This window comes from Allobosea caraganae, assembly GCF_003351345.1.
Taxonomy (GTDB): domain Bacteria; phylum Pseudomonadota; class Alphaproteobacteria; order Rhizobiales; family Beijerinckiaceae; genus Allobosea; species Allobosea caraganae.
In genome coordinates this window covers 18922-34957 of record NZ_QQTO01000010.1, presented here as the reverse complement: position 1 = coordinate 34957, position 16036 = coordinate 18922, and the positions used below count along the sequence as shown (strand labels likewise).

Annotated in this window: 19 protein-coding genes; 10 read left to right on the top strand and 9 right to left on the bottom strand. The window is 66.8% G+C overall.

Features of this window, described 5'->3' with window-relative positions:
* Positions 1-2 precede the first annotated feature (2 nt).
* Positions 3-1778 carry an acyl-CoA dehydrogenase gene (locus tag DWF00_RS04615; protein WP_114831908.1) on the bottom strand — a complete coding sequence of 592 codons (1776 nt, stop codon included), beginning with the start codon at positions 1776-1778 and terminating at the stop codon, positions 3-5.
* Between the two features lie 156 nt (positions 1779-1934).
* On the opposite strand from DWF00_RS04615, the gene DWF00_RS04610 reads away from it, so the two are divergent.
* Both DWF00_RS04610 and DWF00_RS04605 read left to right on the top strand, forming a co-directional pair.
* Positions 1935-2933 (top strand): L-threonylcarbamoyladenylate synthase, encoded by a 999-nt coding sequence (locus DWF00_RS04610; protein ID WP_114831907.1) that lies wholly within the window; start codon positions 1935-1937, stop codon positions 2931-2933.
* A 67-nt stretch (positions 2934-3000) separates the two neighbouring features.
* Complete coding sequence (locus DWF00_RS04605) at positions 3001-3906, top strand: LysR family transcriptional regulator (RefSeq protein WP_114831906.1); 906 nt, start codon at positions 3001-3003, stop codon at positions 3904-3906.
* 10 nt (positions 3907-3916) lie between these two features.
* On the opposite strand, the gene DWF00_RS04600 is transcribed toward DWF00_RS04605, so the two are convergent.
* On the bottom strand, positions 3917-4549 hold the full coding sequence (locus tag DWF00_RS04600) for a M48 family metallopeptidase (RefSeq protein ID WP_210207939.1): 633 nt from the start codon (positions 4547-4549) through the stop codon (positions 3917-3919).
* Between DWF00_RS04600 and DWF00_RS29665 the strand changes: the two genes are divergently transcribed.
* From DWF00_RS29665 to DWF00_RS04585, 4 genes are all read left to right on the top strand, one after another.
* Positions 4538-4951: a hypothetical protein gene (locus tag DWF00_RS29665; protein WP_210207938.1), complete on the top strand. Its 414-nt coding sequence runs from the start codon at positions 4538-4540 to the stop codon at positions 4949-4951. The two genes, DWF00_RS04600 and DWF00_RS29665, sit on opposite strands and share 12 nt — an antisense overlap.
* A gap of 11 nt (positions 4952-4962) precedes the next feature.
* Entirely contained in the window at positions 4963-5661 is a 699-nt protein-coding gene (locus tag DWF00_RS04595; protein WP_114831904.1) for a DJ-1/PfpI family protein, read from the top strand.
* A 141-nt stretch (positions 5662-5802) separates the two neighbouring features.
* The gene (locus DWF00_RS04590; protein ID WP_114831903.1) at positions 5803-6159 is read left to right on the top strand and encodes a type II toxin-antitoxin system RelE/ParE family toxin; all 357 of its coding nucleotides are present in this window, start codon (positions 5803-5805) and stop codon (positions 6157-6159) included.
* Positions 6156-6446, top strand: coding sequence for a helix-turn-helix domain-containing protein (locus tag DWF00_RS04585; RefSeq protein ID WP_114831902.1), 291 nt, complete (start codon positions 6156-6158; stop codon positions 6444-6446). Before DWF00_RS04590 ends, DWF00_RS04585 begins: the two co-directional genes overlap by 4 nt.
* Positions 6447-6455: 9 nt before the next feature.
* Here the strand turns inward: DWF00_RS04585 and acuI are convergent, their stop codons facing one another.
* Together acuI and DWF00_RS04575 are read right to left on the bottom strand one after the other, a co-directional pair.
* Positions 6456-7442 carry an acrylyl-CoA reductase (NADPH) gene (gene acuI, locus DWF00_RS04580; RefSeq protein ID WP_114831901.1) on the bottom strand — a complete coding sequence of 329 codons (987 nt, stop codon included), beginning with the start codon at positions 7440-7442 and terminating at the stop codon, positions 6456-6458.
* A gap of 202 nt (positions 7443-7644) precedes the next feature.
* On the bottom strand, positions 7645-8883 hold the full coding sequence (locus tag DWF00_RS04575) for an MFS transporter (RefSeq protein WP_114831900.1): 1239 nt from the start codon (positions 8881-8883) through the stop codon (positions 7645-7647).
* A 249-nt stretch (positions 8884-9132) separates the two neighbouring features.
* On the opposite strand from DWF00_RS04575, the gene DWF00_RS04570 reads away from it, so the two are divergent.
* A complete protein-coding gene (locus tag DWF00_RS04570) occupies positions 9133-10434 on the top strand; it encodes a cell wall hydrolase (protein WP_245973749.1) in 1302 nt (433 codons plus the stop codon).
* 149 nt (positions 10435-10583) lie between these two features.
* Here the strand turns inward: DWF00_RS04570 and DWF00_RS29320 are convergent, their stop codons facing one another.
* Genes DWF00_RS29320 through DWF00_RS04560 form a run of 3 tightly spaced genes read right to left on the bottom strand, consistent with a single transcriptional unit; the run spans position 10584 to position 12378 of the window.
* Positions 10584-10757 carry a hypothetical protein gene (locus tag DWF00_RS29320; protein WP_181832838.1) on the bottom strand — a complete coding sequence of 58 codons (174 nt, stop codon included), beginning with the start codon at positions 10755-10757 and terminating at the stop codon, positions 10584-10586.
* A 12-nt stretch (positions 10758-10769) separates the two neighbouring features.
* Positions 10770-11900 (bottom strand): hypothetical protein, encoded by a 1131-nt coding sequence (locus tag DWF00_RS04565; protein WP_114853002.1) that lies wholly within the window; start codon positions 11898-11900, stop codon positions 10770-10772.
* Between the two features lie 34 nt (positions 11901-11934).
* Complete coding sequence (locus DWF00_RS04560) at positions 11935-12378, bottom strand: DNA adenine methylase (RefSeq protein WP_114831898.1); 444 nt, start codon at positions 12376-12378, stop codon at positions 11935-11937.
* A 319-nt stretch (positions 12379-12697) separates the two neighbouring features.
* Between DWF00_RS04560 and DWF00_RS04555 the strand changes: the two genes are divergently transcribed.
* Together DWF00_RS04555 and DWF00_RS04550 are read left to right on the top strand one after the other, a co-directional pair.
* A complete protein-coding gene (locus tag DWF00_RS04555) occupies positions 12698-13099 on the top strand; it encodes a GFA family protein (RefSeq protein WP_114831897.1) in 402 nt (133 codons plus the stop codon).
* Between the two features lie 95 nt (positions 13100-13194).
* Positions 13195-13491: a hypothetical protein gene (locus tag DWF00_RS04550; RefSeq protein ID WP_114831896.1), complete on the top strand. Its 297-nt coding sequence runs from the start codon at positions 13195-13197 to the stop codon at positions 13489-13491.
* 21 nt (positions 13492-13512) lie between these two features.
* On the opposite strand, the gene DWF00_RS04545 is transcribed toward DWF00_RS04550, so the two are convergent.
* Both DWF00_RS04545 and DWF00_RS04540 read right to left on the bottom strand, forming a co-directional pair.
* The gene (locus DWF00_RS04545; protein ID WP_114831895.1) at positions 13513-14388 is read right to left on the bottom strand and encodes an aldose 1-epimerase family protein; all 876 of its coding nucleotides are present in this window, start codon (positions 14386-14388) and stop codon (positions 13513-13515) included.
* Positions 14389-14476: 88 nt separating this feature from the next.
* Positions 14477-15115 carry a 2OG-Fe(II) oxygenase family protein gene (locus tag DWF00_RS04540; protein ID WP_114831894.1) on the bottom strand — a complete coding sequence of 213 codons (639 nt, stop codon included), beginning with the start codon at positions 15113-15115 and terminating at the stop codon, positions 14477-14479.
* Between the two features lie 327 nt (positions 15116-15442).
* Here DWF00_RS04540 and DWF00_RS04535 point away from each other — a divergent pair, with 327 nt between their 5' ends.
* Positions 15443-16033 carry a hypothetical protein gene (locus DWF00_RS04535; protein ID WP_114831893.1) on the top strand — a complete coding sequence of 197 codons (591 nt, stop codon included), beginning with the start codon at positions 15443-15445 and terminating at the stop codon, positions 16031-16033.
* Positions 16034-16036: the final 3 nt, after the last annotated feature.

Here is a 16036-nt window from a genome sequence, read left to right as displayed (position 1 = left end):
ACTCACGCCGCGAAGACCGCGTCGGCATCCTCGACCGCGCCGGCGCCCTCGGTCACCGCCAGTTCCAGCGCCGGCGCCTCGGTGACGTTGTGCTCGGCGTAGAAGCGGGCGGTGGCTAGCGCCGCCGCGCCGCTCTCCTCGGAGCGCAGGGCGAGCGCCTTCTTGGCCAGCCCTGTGCCACCCTGCGCGAGCGCGAAAAGCTTGAGGTAGGGCGTCGCGCCGGCCAGCACCTCGGCCGGTTTCGCGCCCATCGTCGCCAGCATCCATTGGGTCGCGCGCTCGAGCGCGTCGATGGCTGCCGTCAAACGAGCAGCGGTATGCCCGAAGCCCGGCGTATTCGCCGCCGCGACCTCGGCGGCGACGCCGCGCATCTCGGCGATCAGCGCCTTGACCGCCTCGCCGCCGGAGAGCGGCAGCTTGCGCAGCACGAGGTCGATGGCCTGGATGCCGTTGGTGCCCTCGTAGATCGTGGCGATGCGGGCGTCGCGCAGGTGCTGCGCTGCGCCCGTCTCCTCGACATAGCCCATGCCGCCGTGGACCTGGATGCCGGTCGAGGCGACGTCGATGCCGATATCGGTGGCATAGGCCTTGGCGACCGGGGTCAGGATCGCGGCGCGCTCGGCAGCCGCCTTGCGCTTGGGCTCGTCGGTTTCGCGATGCGAGCGGTCGAGCGCCTCGGCCAGCAGGTACGAGATGGCGCGGGCGCTTTGCGTCTTGGCGCGCATGTCCATCAGCATGCGGCGGATATCGGGGTGGACGATGATCGGGCTCATGGCTGAGCCCTTCGGTGCGTCGAGTGCCGTGCCCTGCCGGCGCTCCTGCGCGAAGGCGAGCGCCTGCTGGTAGGCGCGCTCGGCAATGGCGACGCCCTGCAAGGCGACGTTGAGCCGGGCGTTGTTCATCATCGTGAACATGCAGGCGAGGCCGCGATTCTCCTCGCCGATCAGCCAGCCGATCGCGCCGCCCTCGTCGCCATAGGCCATCGAGCAGGTCGGCGAGGCGTGGATGCCGAGCTTGTGCTCGATGCCGGAGCAGCGCAGGTCGTTATGGGCGCCGAGCGAGCCGTCCTTGTTGACGAGGTATTTCGGCACGAGGAAGAGCGAGATGCCGCGCGTCCCTGCGGGCGCATCTGGCAGCCGGGCGAGGACGAGATGCACGATGTTCTCGGTCATGTCGTGCTCGCCATAGGTGATGAAGATCTTCTGGCCGGTGATGCGGTAGGTGCCGTCCCCAGCGCGCTCGGCCTTGGAGCGCAGCGCGTTGAGGTCGGAGCCGGCCTGCGGCTCGGTCAGGTTCATCGTGCCCATCCACTCGCCGGAGACGAGCTTGGCGAGATAGGTCTCTTTGAGCTCCTCCGAGCCATGGGCATGGAGCGCCTCGATGGCGCCGACGGTCAACAGCGGGCCGAGCGCGAAGGCGAAGGCGGCCGAGTTCCACATCTCCGTGCAGGCCGATTGCAGCAGCAGCGGCAGGCCCTGGCCGCCATAGGCCTCCGGCGCCGGCAGCGCGTTCCAGCCGGCTTCGGCCCAGGCGCGATAGGCCTCCTTCCAGCCCGGCGGGGTGGTGACGACGCCGTCCTTCAGGGTCGAGCCATATTTGTCGCCGACCACGTTCAGCGGCGCGAGCCGCTCGGCCGCGAACTTGGCGGCCTCGTCGAGAATTGCCTCGGTCATGCCGCCTTCGAGATCGGGCGCGAGCCCGTCCGCGATCAGCCGGTCCAGCCCGGCGACATGGCGCAAGGTGGCGACGATATCCTCGACCGGGGCGCGATAGCTCATGGTCTTCTCCCTGAACGCCTTCGCTATCGGACGAACAGGCCCGTCGAAGGTCTCTATCCGCCGCTGTTGCGTTGACGGCGATGTTAGCGGCGAACTATCCCCTTCGCCACGCGCAAGCATCTCGACATCCGTCGAGCGAAGCCAGTTAGTTTATATATGAACCATTCGACGTCAACCTCCCCCGCACCGCGTGTCACGCGCCGCCTCGCCGCCGATGCGGAGGGCATCACTGAAACCGCGCGCTTGCTGCGCGAGGGCGGGCTCGTCGCGCTGCCGACCGAGACGGTCTACGGGCTCGCCGCAGATGCGACCTCGGGCAAGGCGGTCGCCGGCATCTATGCCGCCAAGGAACGGCCGAGCTTCAACCCGCTGATCGCGCATTTGCCGAGCATCGAAGCGGCCCGGCGCGAGGGGATGTTCGACGCCAACGCGCTGGCGCTCGCCAAGGCCTTCTGGCCGGGGCCGCTGACGCTGGTCGTGCCGATCTCTTCCGGCTGCACGGTCAGCGAGCTGGCGCGGGCCGGACTCGATTCTGTCGCCTTGCGCGTGCCGGCGCATCCTCTGGCGCATGCCGTGCTGGAGGCGGCCGGGCGGCCGATCGCGGCGCCCTCGGCCAACCGCTCCGGCCGGGTCAGCGCCACCAGCGCGGCGCATGTGCTGGCCGATCTCGATGGCAGGATCGACGCGGTACTCGATGCCGGCCCGACTGTGATCGGCGTCGAATCGACCATCGTCGCCTGCCTCGACGGCGCGCCGAAGCTGCTGCGACCCGGTGGCGTGCCGCGCGCCGCGATCGAGGGCGTGATCGGACGCTCGCTGGTGCTGGCGGGCGAAGCCGGAGCCGCGCCGGTCTCGCCCGGCCTGCTCGCCTCGCACTATGCCCCGGCGGCGCAGGTGCGGCTTGAGGCTGAGGCGCCACGCGCGGGCGAGGCCTGGCTCGGCTTCGGGCCGGAGCGCGCCGGCTTCATTGCGCCCGGCATCGCGCTCAACCTGAGCCCGATGGGCGATCTCGCGGAAGCAGCCGCCAACCTGTTCGGCTACATGCGCCAGCTCGATGCGCAGGGGCCTGCTGCCATCGCCATCGCCCCGATCCCCGAAAGCGGGCTTGGCGAGGCGATCAACGACAGGCTGCGGCGGGCGGCGGCACCGCGCTGAGTTTGCAAACGCGTCTTGCAATCGCGCAAGATATCGCGATGCTTCTCCGCATGAGGAGCGGGCGCAAATGAAGGCCAATCTCGCCTGGGACGATTTCAGGCTGGTCAAGGCGATTGCCGACCATGCCGGGCTGACCGGCGCGTCGCAGGCGCTCGGCGTCAACCATTCCACGGTGTTCCGCCGCCTCGGGCAGATCGAGGAGCAGCTCGGCCTGCCGCTCTTCGAGCGCCGCAAGACCGGCTATGTCGCGACCGTCGCCGGCGAGGAGATGACCGCGCTCGCAGCGCGCATGGACGAGGACGTCACCGCCTTCGATCGGCGCCTCGCCGGGCGCGACGTCGCGCCCTCAGGCGAACTGCGGGTGACGACCACCGACACGCTCTATCTCAACATGCTGCTGCCGATCTTCGCCGCGTTCCGGCAGGCGCATCCGGCGATAAGGCTCGACGTCGCGATCGGCAACCAGACGCTGAACCTGTCGAAGCGCGATGCCGACGTCGCCATCCGCGCCAGCGATTCGCCGGGAGAGACGCTGGTCGGCCGCCGGCTCGCGACCCTGACCTGGGCGATCTACGCCCGCAAGGACGAGGGCCTGACGCCGGCCGAAGCCGCAGACCCGGCCGCGCTGCTCGAGCGCAACTGGGTCACGCTCGGCGACCAGCTCGGCTATGTGAAGGCGGCGCGCTATGTCCGAGACCGCGTGCCGCCGGAGCGGATCGCGCTGAAGAGCTCGGCCGTGCTCGGCCTGACCGAAGCGGTCGAGCAGGGGCTCGGCATCGGCCCCCTGCCCTGCTTCATCGCCGACCAGCGCCCCTGCCTGGTCCGGCTGACGCCGCCGAACCCGGATTTCTCGACCGGGCTCTGGATCCTGACCCACCCGGACATCCGGCACGCCCCGAGGGTGCGCGCCTTCATGGATTTCTGCGGCCACGAGCTGGCGAAGAAGCGCGGGCTGCTGGAAGGGGCCGGGTGAGGCTACGCCCTCAGGCCGGCTGCACCGCCTGGGCACGCGCCGGGGCCGGTTCGGCCCGGGTGTTCGCACCCGCATAGAACTGCGTGACCGCCTCGACCCGTCGCGTCAGGCGCGGATAGCCGGAGATGGCGTTGAGGACGAAGCCGGCGATGCCCGGCACCATGCGCTCCTGCGCCTGGAAGGCATCGGGGTTCATCTGCCGGTTCAGCTTGGCGCTGCCGCAGGCCAGCATCTGCAACGCCGTGCGCGAGGCCTGGAGGTTGCGCGCGACGAAGACGCCGACGCGGTCGCAGGTCAATTCGCGGGCCCGCGAATAGGCCGGGGCCAGGAAGGGGATGAAATGGGCCGGCAGGCGCAGGTACGACCAGGGCTCGTCGAGATGGCCGGCAACGTGGTGGCCGAGTTCGTGGCCGACGACGAAGCGAACCTGATCCTCATCGTCGCAATCGATCAGCGCCGAGGTCAGCCAGATATAGCGGCTGCGGCCGACGAGGCGCAGGGCCATGGCATTCATCACGCCGCTGGAATTGTAGACGAAGGTGGCGGGAACCTCCTTCAGCCCGACGGTCTGGGTGCCCTCGACGACCATGCGGTGCAGCTGCGGAAACTGCGCCGGCCCCACCATGACGAAATGGCCAAGCATATAGGCTCGGGTCAGGGCGCGCGCGATAAAGGAGAAGAGCCAGAACGCAGCGAAATAAAGCGCAAAGATCAGCGCCGGGATAGCCTTCCCTTGCAGCAGGTAGACGACCGGAATCAACAGAACAACAGCCCAGATCAACGTGCCGATGACGAGCATTATGGAACCGTAGAATTTTTCCTTCGCATGCCTGAAGCGAGAAATATTGAAGTCCATCTTGACGCCTCCATAGAAAATAACGCTGCGTTACCTGTTTTTCAGCGCAACGCCGCCCCCTGCCCGTCAATCCTGCAGCGCCGGAATTGTCAACGTGACGACGGAAAATTCCTCTGCAAGGCGGCACGTTGCCAGCGCAGGCCAAGCGGTTCAGAGAGGTTGCGCGAGATTTCGAAGCGCGAGACTTGAGGGCCTTGGCCATGCATGTCGTGATGCTGCTCTATCCCCGCCTGACCCAGCTCGACCTGACCGGCCCGTTCGAGGTCCTGGCCCGGTTTCGCGAGCTTGAGCTGCATCTGGTCTGGAAGACGATGGAACCCGTCAGGGATGCAAGCGGGCTCCAGATCCTGCCGACCGCCAGCTTCGAGACCTGCGCTGCGGCCGACATCCTGTTCGTGCCCGGCGGCCCCGGCCAGGTCGCGCTGATGGAGGATGCCGAGACGCTCGCCTTCCTGCGCCGGCAGGCGGCGTCGGCGCGCTATGTCACCTCGGTCTGCACCGGGTCGCTGGTTCTCGGCGCGGCCGGCTTGCTGAGCGGCTATCGCGCCACCTGCCATTGGCTGTCGCTGCCGCAACTCGCGCTGTTCGGCGCGGAGCCGGTGGCGGAGCGTGTCGTCAGCGATCGCAACCGCGTCACCGGCGCCGGCGTCACCTCCGGCATCGACTTCGGCCTGAGCCTGGCGGCGCAGCTCTTCGGCGAGGAGCGCGCCCGCAAGGTGCAGTTGCAGATGGAGTATGATCCGCAACCGCCCTTCCCCGGTGGCTCGCCGGCCAGCGCTCCGGCCGAGTTGGTCGCAACCATCCAGGCGGAGTGGACGGACTTCCAGCAACAGCGCGAAGCGGTCTCGCGGCGGGCGGCTGCGGCCCTTGCCGCCGAAGAGCAGCGTTTCGGCTCCTGACGATCTCCGCTCGCACACGCGCCAGAGCGAATTGACCCTACGGCAATAATCGACAACCCTTGCGGGCAAAGCTGGGCTCGCGCACAGGCCCGCTTGAATGTTTGCACTTTATCACGTACATAAACGCGAGCGTGACCAGCCATGGCCGGCGAAGGAGAAGAGCGGACAATCCCGGTTTTCTTCTACCGGACCAAAGCGGGAAACGAGCCGGTGCGCGACTGGCTTCGAGAGCTGGATGCGGCCGACCGACAGGTTATCGGCCTCGATCTCCTGCGGGTTCAGACGCAGTGGCCAATCGGCATGCCGGTTTGCCGATCTTTGGGCGGTGGCCTGTGGGAAGTGCGATCGACATTGCCGAGCCGGCGCATCGCACGAGTCCTGTTCTTCATGGACGATGGCGAAATCTATGTGGTCCATGGCTTCATCAAGAAGTCACAAGCGACGCCGGCGGCTGATCTCGATCTGGCACGAGCGAGGATGAAGGAGGTCAAGCCGTGACCGACAAATGGCACAAAGGCTCATCGCTGGACGACTTCCTCAGGGAAGAACGCGTCTACGACGCCTTCAAGGCGATTGCGGAGAAGGAGGCCATCGCCTGGCAGTTCGCCGAGGCGATGAAGGCCCAGCACCTCTCCAAAAAGCGCATGGCGGAACTCATGCAGACCAGCCGAACGCAGGTGGACAAGCTGCTCAATCCGCATGACGGCAACGTCACGCTCGAAACGCTTCGCAAGGCCGCTTCGGTGCTGGGCAAGCGTTTCGAGTTCAAGCTCGTCCAGCAATAGACAGGCTGATTAACCGATCTCCACCACGACCCGTCCGCGCACCTTGCCCTCGACGATCGCCTTGCCGGTCTCGATCACGCTTTCAAGCGGGATCGTCGTGGTGATCAGCGCGAGCTTGTCGCGGTCGAGATCGGCGGCGAGTCGCGCCCAGGCCTCGAGCCGGCGCGGCTTCGGGCACATCACCGAATCGACGCCGAGCAGGGCGACCCCGCGCAGGATGAAGGGCGCGACCGAGGCCGGCAGGTCCATGCCCTGCGCCAAGCCGCAGGCGGTGACGGCGCCGCCGTACCTGGTCATCGAGAGCAGGTTGGCGAGCGTATGCGAGCCGACCGCGTCGACGCCGGCGATCCAGCGCTCCTTGCCGAGCGGGCGGCCCGGGCTGGAGAGTTCGTTGCGGTCGATGATCTCGGCAGCGCCAAGGCCCTTGAGATAGTCGGCCTCCTCGGCCCGGCCGGTCGAGGCGATGACGTGCCAGCCGGCCTTGGCGAGCAGCGCGATCGCGACCGAACCGACGCCGCCGGCCGCGCCGGTGACCACGACCGGGCCGTCAGCGGGTTTCAGCCCATGCTTCTCCAGCGCCAGCACGCAGAGCATCGCGGTGTAGCCGGCCGTGCCGATCGCCATCGCCTCGGCGGGGTTCATGCCGGCGGGCAGCGGCACCAGCCAGTCGCCCTTGACACGGCTCTTCTGGGCGTAGGCGCCAAGATGGCTCTCGCCTGTGCCCCAGCCATTGAGCACGACGAGGTCGCCGGGCTTGAAATCGGGGTGCTCCGAGGTTTCGACCCGACCGGCGAAATCGACGCCGGGGATCATCGGCCAGCGCCTGATGACCGGCGCCTTGCCGGTGATGGCGAGCCCGTCCTTGTAGTTCACCGTCGAGTGCGTGACCCGGACGGTGACGTCGCCCTCCATCAAATCCGCCTCGGCGAAATCGGCGAAGGCGAGGTTGGTCCCGGTCTCGCCCTTGGTCGCGACGAGGGCTTTGAAGGTCGACATGGGCTAGCTCCCTGATCGTCCGCCCTCAGCCCTCATCCTGAGGAGCGAGCTTCAGCTCGCGTCTCGAAGGATGTTCCAGAGCGCGCTGGAGCATCCTTCGAGACGCGCTACGGCGCTCCTCAGGATGAGGGCTGAGGGTGACATGCGAAGAGATGAGCCCACCGAGCCGCCGCCCGCAAGCGGCAAGCCCGTGCGCCTTTGGTCAAGCGGGTTGCGGAACCCCGCGCGCTACCGGCTTCTCGACGATCGGCAGGTTGATCAACGCCGAGGCGACGCCGAGCGCGACCGAGAGCCACCACACAATGATATAGGAGCCGAACTGCTCGTAGAGCACGCCGCCAAGCAGCACGCCGAGGAAGCCGCCGACCTGATGCGAGAAGAAGGCGAAGCCGTAGAGCATCGCCATGTACTTGGTGCCGAACATCAGCATGACCAGCGACGACGTCGGCGGCACCGTCGAGAGCCAGAACAGGCCGATGACCACTCCGAAGCTCAGCGCCGTCACGGGGCTCGCCGGCAGCAGGATGAAGGCGGCGATCGCCACGGCGCGGCCGAGATAGATCCAGGCGAGCAGATGGCGCTTGGGCATGCGCGTCGAGAGCCAGCCGGAGGTCAGCGAGCCCACCGCGTTGGCCAGCCCGATCACGGCCAGCGTCCAGCCGCCGACCCAGGCCGGCAGGCCAGCATCCTTGAGATAGGCCGGCATGTGCACGGTGATGAAGGCGAGCTGGAAGCCGCAGGTGAAGAAGCCGAGCACCAGGAAGACGTAGCTGCGATGCTTGAAGGCCTCGGTCAGGGCCTGGACGATGGTCTGGTTCGGCAGGTTGGCGGCGGCGGCCGTCTGCGCGGCGGAGCCGCCGAGCTTGCGCGTCGCCAGCATGACCGAGAGCGGCAGCACCGGCAGCAGGGTGAAGGCGAAGACGACGAGCGCCTGCTGCCAGCCCAGCGTGTCGATCAGGATGTTGCCGATCGGCGGGAACAGGAACTGGCCGAAGGAGCCAGCCGCGGTGCCGGCGCCAAAGGCCATCGGCCGCCATTGCTCGGGCAGGAGCTTGCCGAAGGCGGCGAGCACGAGGTTGAACGAGCAGGCCGAGAGGCCGAAGCCGATCAGCACGCCGGCGCCGAGATGGAGCTGCAGCGGCGTCGTGGCATAGGCCATCGTGACGAGGCCGAGGCCGTAGAGGATCGCCCCGACGCAGAGCACGCGGACCGTGCCGAAGCGGTCGGCGATCGCGCCGGCGAAGGGCGCGCCCAGGCCCCAGAGCAGGTTCTGGATGGCGAGCGCCAGGCCGAACGTGTCGCGGCCCCAGCCGAACTGCACCGTCATCGGAATCTGGAACAGGCCAGCGCTGGCGCGCGGTCCGAAAGTGATGAGCGCGATCAGGCAGCCGGCGGCGACGATGATCTCCGGAGCATAGCTGCGCGGGGCGGCCGTGTTCATGGGATTCTCCGGTAAGATATGAGGCAAGATACGAAGATCGTGTGGCTGCACGTTAGCGTTTGAGGCCGCGCCGGAACAACGCCTTTTCGTGAAAGCCCGCATCACGGCCCTGCATGGGCTGCGTAGGCCGGCGAAGATTCCGCAAGGTCATTAACCGGCCCTCAACCCTACCGCATCGATAACGGATTCGTCGGAAGGCGCGCGAATCTGCGCCGCCGATACCGTGTTGTCAGGGCGGGTAGGACGATCTTGAGTCAGTTGCGTCTGCATCGGCGGAGAAAGCGCGGCGGATCGGTCCAGGTCCGGTGGGCGCTCGCCACGGCCGCGCCCTGGGCCCTGTCCTTCGGCCTGCTGGTCTCGTTCACCGCCTCGGCCGGCCAGAACGCCGCGCTCGACAGCGCCCCGCTCTCCACCGTGCCACGCGTGGCGCCGGCGATCCTGTCGGAGCTGGAGGAGGGTCCCTCGCTCCTCGTCGCCGCCAGCGCCTTCCGGCTGCCCGGCCTGTCGCTGTCCTCGACCATCCAGCAGGCGCATCTCTCCTTCGACGATCCCGAGCGGCGCGTCGTCATCGATCCGCGGCTGCCGCGCGAGGACATGAAGCGCACGGCCAGCGCCTTTCCCGAGGTCGACCGCAGCCACAAGGGCGACCCGCTGCCGGGCCTGCGCCCGTCGATCTCCGCCAGCGCGCCGCCGCGCGAGCTGGAAAACATCGTCTTCGGCGACAACCAGACCGGGCTGATCTCGGCGGGCTTCTCGCTCGATGCGATCCGCGAGCACGAGATCACGGAGCCGCCGGTCGGCTTCGAGCCGATGCCCTATGACGAGGGGCTGACCGACCCGGCGCTGTCGGAGTCCTCGCCGAGCTCGCTGAAGCCGATCATCACCTCGCCGCGCCAGGCCGAGCTGCACCTGGAGAGCATCGACGGCTCGTCGCCCTCGGTGCCGCGCAACTCGGCGCAATCCTCCTCGACGCCGTCGGTGAACTACAACATCGCGACGCTGCCGCCTCCGCCCACTCCCGCCCTCGGGCAGGTCGCCAAGCCGAGCGTCGTCGCCAGGGGCTCGACCTCGTCGACCAGCATCGTCGGTAAGGCCGACCCCGGCCCGCGCGAGATCTATACCGGGCTGATCGTGCCCGACAACATGGCCAAGGAGCAGCGCTGCCTGGCCGAAGCGGTCTATTTCGAGGCGCGCTCGGAATCGGACGAGGGCCGCGCCGCGGTGGCGCAGGTCGTGCTCAACCGGGTCAAGAGCGGGCTCTACCCCGACTCGGTCTGCGGCACGGTCTACCAGAACCGCAACCGCTACCTCGCCTGCCAGTTCACCTTCGCCTGCGAGGGCAAGACGCTGCGCATCACCGAGCCGGAGCCGTGGCGCGCTGCCGTGCGCATCGCCCGCGAGGTCTACGAAGGCACGACCTACCTCGCCGAAGTCGGCGCCTCCACGCACTACCACGCCGATTACGTCCGGCCGTACTGGGCAAAGAAGCTGAAGAAGATGGACGTGATCGGACGGCACGTCTTCTACAAGCTCAGGCCGGGCCAGACCTGAGCGTTGTAGCGCGAAGGATCATATGGCAGCGAGCGAACGATCAAATGGCAACAGATTGAAAATCTGACACCGTGCTCAGAGGCCGTTAAGGGCGTGCGCCGAGCTAAGCGCCGGCTTCTCGACCGGCGGCTGCCATATGATTATTGCCGTCACTCAGCTGCAAGCGACTTCGACGTGTCGTGACGTACTGGCTGCTCGGTGATCGTCGCATTTGTGATGGCCAACTTCAGGTCCGCGACGATCTCGACCGCTGAGCCGGGCACCGTGGCTTGATTGATCATGCTGAGCAGCAATCTGCGATGGTCTTCACTGTCCAGAACCACGTCTCTCTCCTGCTACCAGCCGGCCAAGCGGCAAGGAATCGCCAAAGCTACCCCATCGGCTTGCCTGATATAAATGTACCGATCCGCGGTAAAGCCCGCCGGATTGGTGGCGATCCCGGAATAGTAACCCAGTTGCAGCAGGCCAGCCGGACCCTTTGGCTTGATCTGGAAATCCACGCTAGCGTCGGAGCCCTCCACCGCGATGAAGGGGACTGACCCGGCGGCCGAAGGTTGAATCAGAAAGTGATTGGCAAGGTTCGCGCCGGGCGCAACCCTAAGCCCTACCCCTCCCGTTCGATCGGTGACGTTCAGCCCGTTGTCATCGAGCTGGATTCCCACCGCATTGGCGGCCTGCGTTGCCTGGCCAATGACGAAGCTGGTCGCGCTTCCCGAGGAGTTGAACCATTCGATGGCATGGCCTTTCGCAAAGGCAATCGCGGTTCCTGCTCCTGTGGCGCCATCGGTGCCCCTGATCGAGCTTCTATCGAAAACGATGCCCCTGCCCATGCGTGCGCTGTCGTCGGCGAACGAAGACAGGAACACCAGCCCCGCCGCGACATCATTGACCGGGCCGGGGTAGCCGACCGCGTCCAGCCCAGAGCCTGACGCAAGCCACAGGGTGACGCCCGAGTTCGCCCCTCCGGTTTTCACATTGTACGGCGTCAGCGCGCTGTTATCACCAAGGTTCGCGCAGGTGATCTCGGCGCCAACCGTGAAGCCTGCACCGGGCATGCGAACGGCATCCCCATAGAGGCCCCATGACTGACCAAGCGTTCCGGTTGTGACGTCGTTGATCGAAAAGCCTGAAACTCCGATCGCCGCCGGCGTGTAGGTTGGCAACGCGGGCCACCCCGTTCGATCAGACGTCTGCGTATGGCCGACGATCGCCATCGCACCCTTGCCGGAGCTGGCATAAAGGCTCGCATCGCGAGGGGCCCAGGAGTGGAGCGCCATGGCCAGAGGGCTTTGTCCGACCATGTTGACGTCAGCGAAAGCACCGTTGAAGGCGACGCCCTTGTCGATGAACACCCGCTCCGGGAACTTGAAGATGACCGGATCCTGAGCGCCTTGATCAGACCAGAAAGAGCCGGTGTCTGGCGAAATCTTGGGCCAGCTCACGCTCCCATCATCTGGCACGCTCATCCGAAGTCCCCTTAGGTCACGCCGTCACCGAAAGCTAGCATGGCCTGCCCCACGTGCAACCTTTCGTAGAATCACTGCCAGGGAGCGGTCGCTGGAAGCGGCCTTGAGGCGCCTGTAAAGCCCCGCTCAACTGCTCGAATTCCTCCCGACCGAACATGCCTCGCCCATAGAAGTGCTCGGTCCCCCAATAGGGCGGATCGAGATAGAACAGCGTGCCCGGCCGGTCCCAGCGCCGGATGAACTCCTGCCAGGGCAGGCACTCGATCCAGACGCCCGAGAGACGGTCATGCACGGCTTCCAGCAGCGAGCTGAGCCGGGTGATGTCGAAGCGCGCCGGCGCCTTCGTGTCGATGCCGAAGGATTGGCTGGCGACCTTGCCGCCTAAGGCGAGCTTCTGGAGATAGAGGAAGCGGGCAGCGCGCTCCAGGTCGGTGAGCGTGTCGGGGTTCCGTGTGCCCCGACGGTACAGCAACCGCATCCGAGCAGCTTGAACTGCCCGCTATTGTGCTCGCGCTGCTTCTCGCGGAAGAGCCTCGCCGAACGGTTCGTTAGGCAAGCCGGAACTGCAAGTTCGACCGGATGCGCGTCCGGGACCGCTCAGGCGGCCAATTTCGGGATTGCCGGGAGCGATCCGATCATCCCAAGGCTAAGCTCGGGTTGGGTGGAAAGCGGGCGTTGAGCGGCGTCGCCTTGCAAGGCACCGGAGCCGCCGAGCACGCTTCCCTGGAACCGGCCCGGACCAAGCGCCGTTGGTCTGCTGCCCATGGCGGCGAAAACCCAGAACGAGCGAGATCGCGATGAAGCTTTCCGGTGGCTGCAACTGCGGACAGGTCCGCTACGAACTCGACGGCGAGCCCATCCGCGTCGGCATCTGCCATTGCGAGACCTGCCGGAAGGACTCTGGCTCAGCCTTCTCCTTCTTCGGAATCTGGCCCAGGGCCAGCGCAACCCTGTCGGGCGAGCTCGGCTGCTGGCAAAGCCGGGCGGGAGGCGAGCGCTTCTGCCCGACATGCGGCTCATCGCTTTTCAGCTGGGCCGACGATTCGGACCAGATCGAAATCAAGCTCGGCACCTTGGACGGCCCGCCCAGCGCGCTGATGCCAGCCTATGAACTCTGGACCATCCGCCGGGAGCCATGGGTGGCGCACCAGAAGGGCGCAGCGCAGCACGCGCGTGATCGCCAGGATACCAGCGCCTGACGCGGCCAAGGCTCATGAACGCCAAGGAACTCGTCGCGCTCATCCCCTGTTCATTGGTTTGCAGCTAGAACGGTAGCTGAAACTGGAGACCGACCATGAAAGCGCTGCTCGCTGCTTCCCTCGCCCTCGCCGCCCTCGGCGCGAGCCTTCCCGCCGAAGCGCAGGTTCGCGGCAGCTACCGCGCGACCTGCACCGATGTCCGCCAGCGCGGCCCGATTCTGGAGGCGGTCTGCCAGAACCGCTTCGGGCAGTTCACGCCGACACGGCTCGACATCCGCAGTTGCGGCTATGGCGATGTCGGCAACCAGAACGGCCGGCTGGTCTGCGCCGGCGGCCGTGGCGAGCGCGCCGGCGACGGATATGAGGGCCGCCGCTTCGATCGGCGCTACTGAGAGACAGCGCCGGGCCGCTGGTCAGGCCGGGCCAGCGGCGGCAAACGCAAGCCGCATCGCCAGCGTCGTCGCCTCCCCCGGCGCGAGCGTGATCGCACCGGGGCGACGGTCGAGCGGTTCCTCGACTGCGGCGGCCGATGGCAATCCGTGCCAGGGCTCGATGCAGATGTAGGGCGCGCCCGGCTTGGTCCAGATGCCGAGATGCGGCATGTCGGGACAATCGACCCGCACGCCCGGATGACCCTTCGCCCCATACCAGAGGCTCGAGCCGGTGCCCTCGGCATAGATCAGCGCGTCATCGGCAAAGTATGCGTGGTCGAGCGTCAGCACGCCGTCCTTGAACACCGACGCGTGCACCTCCGGCTGCAGCAGGCCGTCGCCGTCGATCCTGAGATGCTTCGGCGCGCGCGGGCCATCGAGGTGGATCTGATGCGGCAGCCCGTCCGCGCCCGGCAGCGGCCAGGGGAAGGCCGGGTGATGGCCGAAGCAGAACGGCATCGGCCGGTCGCCGCGGTTCTCGATGCGGGCCTCCAGCACCAAGGTCATCCCTTCCAGGCGATAGGCCATGTCGAAGGTGAAGGCGAACGGATAGGCTGCGCGCGACCCGGCCGTATCGCTCAGCCGCAGCACGCAACTCTCCCTCGCCTGCTCGACGAGTTCGAACGTGCTGGTGCGGGCGATGCCGTGCGGCGGGATCGGATAATGCTTGCCGTCGATCAGCACCTCGCCATTGCGGTGCTTGCCGATGACGGGGAACAGCAGGGGTGAGCGCCCGGCCCAGAAGGCGGGATCGCCATGCCAGAGCCAGTTCCGGCCCGCCTTGTCGGTAATCGCCTGGAGTTCGGCGCCGAGCGGCGCGATCTGCACGGTCAGGTCGTCATTGGCGATCGTCGGCATGGCATGTCCCGAGGCGCGAGGGTCTCACCTCGGGAGTCCTAGGCCATGCCCGCCCGGATTGACAGATGGCGGCGCGCCGCGCCGCCCCTCAGCCGAAGCGGAACACCTTCTTGAACATGTGCGAGAGCGAGCCGCGGCTCTTCTTGCGGTCGACATCGGCCTGGCTCCTCAGCCAGGTCATCTGGACGACGCGCCGCTCGCCCACGAAGGAGGTGTGGCCGTGCCAGGAGTTGTCGGCGCGGCGGAAAGCGAAGAGCGAGCCGACGACCGGGCTGATCTCCTCGGCCATGTCGTCGAAATCCTGGCCGTTGCGCAGCACGCGCAAGCGTCCGGCGCTGGAGGCCTGCCAGCTGTCGTTGAGGTAGACGAGCAGGGTCGCGATCTTCGACTCGCTGTCGGTGTGGATGCGGCCATCCTTGGCAGCCGAGAGCTTGCGGATGGTGATCATCTTCGGCTTCTCGACCAGATCGATATCGAGCTTGCCCGAGACGATCTCGGAGACCTCGCGGCTCTTCATCTCGTTCAGCAGGGCGGCGAAGGAGCCTTTGGCCGTGACGTCCTGCTCGGGGAAGAAGCCGGTCTCGCGGATATTGGGGAAGTCGTCCCTTAACGCTTCGACGACGTCGGGCTGGATGACATGGTCGGCGACCATGTAGTTATAGGGTTGTCGCTCGGTTCGGGCGGCGCGGATGGAAGCGAGATTCAGGCAGGAGTAGGCGTCCGACATAGCCAAGCCCTCCAGGGATTATTGTGCCAATCCGACGCGCTTCATAGCACGTTGCCTGCGCGCCCTGAAGTCGTCACCGAACGACATCTTTGCTCGCAAGGTTGCCACCGCGATCAACGCTCACCCCTCCTGTATTCGCCCCTCGCGGGAGATCGGTTGCATTCGAGCGATCATTTTCAACCAATCGCAACAAGCATGAACAACCGCGCCGCGAGCGACATGGTTAATTTTACCTTGTTTGCGCGTTTACCTTGCGTTCACGAATGGCAAATGGCCTTTTGACTCAGACGAAGCGGCCGATGATGCCGCGACAGGCTGGGGCTGACCATGCTGCGTAAGGTTTTCGTTTCGGGATTGGCAGGCTCGGCCCTTGCGGCTGGGCTGCTGCTCGGCGCGCAGGGTGCCCAGGCCGCCGATTGCTCGGGCGCCGCCTGCTACAAGCTGGTCAAGAAGCCTGCGCTCTACCGCACGGTGTCGAAGACCTATCTCGCCCGGCCGGCGCAGACGCAGGCCCGCATCGTCCCGGCCGAATACGGCTACGTCACCGAAAACGTGCTGGTGCAGCCGGCCCAGACCATTCCGCACCATCGCCCGGCGACCTACAGCTCGGTCAGCGAGAAGGTGATGATCTCGCCGCCGACGCAGCGTTGGGAGGTGAGCCGCGACATGTTCGGCAACACCGTCGGCTGCTGGGTCGAGGTGCCCGCGCAATACGGCTACCGCCAGCGCACGGTCGAGGTCTCGCCTCCGACCGTCGAATACGAGACCGTCGCCGCCGTCTATGTCCCGCGCCAGCGCCAGGTGATGCTGCGGCCGACCCAGGTGGTGCGCGAGACCATCCCGCCCGTCTACGAGACGGTGCAGCGCCAGGTCATGGTGAGCCCCGGCGCCAGCTTCTGGGAGCCGGCCCGCTACTGAGTT